Annotated in this window: 2 protein-coding genes; both read right to left on the bottom strand. The window is 68.2% G+C overall.

Features of this window, described 5'->3' with window-relative positions; genetic code table 11:
• Positions 1-9: 9 nt before the first annotated feature.
• Positions 10-447, bottom strand: a complete 438-nt coding sequence (locus tag AC2VON_RS03580) for a nitroreductase family deazaflavin-dependent oxidoreductase (protein WP_486951713.1) — start codon at positions 445-447, stop codon at positions 10-12.
• An 81-nt stretch (positions 448-528) separates the two neighbouring features.
• The coding region (locus tag AC2VON_RS03585) for a lysophospholipid acyltransferase family protein (RefSeq protein WP_486951714.1) at positions 529-1426 on the bottom strand (898 nt) is incomplete at its 5' end.

Genomic DNA, 1426 nt, shown 5'->3' on the forward strand with positions numbered 1-1426 from the left:
GGCGGAGCGTCAGCTGACGGGGGTCAGCACGAACACCGGAATCTGGCGTTCGGTCTTCTTCTGGTAGTCGGCGTAATCCGGATAGGCCGCCACGGCACGCTCCCACCACGCGGCCTTTTCCTCACCGAACACCTCGCGGGCTTCGTAGTCCCGGGTGACGCCGCCGTCCTGCAGTTCGACCCGCGGGTTCTTCTTCACGTTGTAGTACCAGACCGGGTTCTTGGGCGCGCCGCCGAGCGACGCGACGCACGCGTACTCGCCGTTGTGCTCGACGCGCATCAGCGGCGTCTTGCGCAGCTTGCCGGTCTTGGCTCCGACGGTGGTCAGCAAGACGATGGGCATGCCCCGCAATTCGGCGGCCTCGGTTCCGCCGGACTCGGCGAACTTCTCTGCTTGCTCGCGGGACCAATCCCAGGGGCTGGGTGCGTATTCACCGGAAAGTGGCATACCGCCAACTGTAAGGCCACCGGCAAGCGAATCCGCCGCCACGACTGGCCGGCGGACCGTCGCGATGCCCACCGGCCGAAATCACCGCACCCGCGCCAGCTCCGCGATCTCGTTGACTCTTCTTGTCGCCGCGGCGATCTCGTCGGCAAACTGCCGACGGCGTTTGGCCATGTCGGCTCCGTTCGCTTCGTCGGCTCCGTCGGCTCCGTCCAGGAGCTCGCGGTGCCGGGCCAGGCGCAACGCGGTCTTGAACAGCTCCAGCGACCTCGACTCGGCGCTGGCGATCCGGCGCTGCAGCTCCCACTGCTTGCCCACCTCCAGGCACTCGGCCGTAAAATCCTCCTCGTCGAAGGATTCGTCCTCGTAGGCGGCCAGCCGGTCGGCGACGATGTGGTACGCGTCCAGGAATGGGCGCAGCACCAGGTGCGCCAACAGCACGTCGGCGGATTCCAGCAGCCGCCGGACGTCGTCGGCGCGGTAGGACTTGGTGGTGTCGACAGGGTCTTCGGCGGGCGCGATCAGCCGGATCTCGTCGGCGAGCTCCTTCTCGAACTGCGCCCGCCCCGAGAACAAGAACTCGAACTTCAGCAACTCCCGCAGCCGCAGCGCCTCGTCGCGCACGGTCGCCGGGGCCACCGCACCGCTCGACTCGCACGCCGCCACCAGCGCGATCTCGGCGATGGCCCGGTCGACGAGAATGTGGATCGCGGTGTTGCGGTAGAACGCCGCGACCAGATGCTGCTCGGTGCCGATGCCCCACACCGCCTCGGTGCCGGCGTCGTACACGCTGACCACTCCCGAGGCGACGAGCTGGTGCAGGGTCCATCGGATCGTGGACCGGTTGGTCAGGTCCGCCGCGCCGGCCACCGCCCAGTTGCGCGCGGCGATGTAGCTCGCCAGGGGTTGCACGGTGGCCAGAACTTCGTTGATCGACAAGGAGCGGTCCGCGCCCAGCAGCGCGAGGCTGACCACCGCGGTC

The organism is Mycobacterium sp. TH-M82 (genome assembly GCF_057473605.1).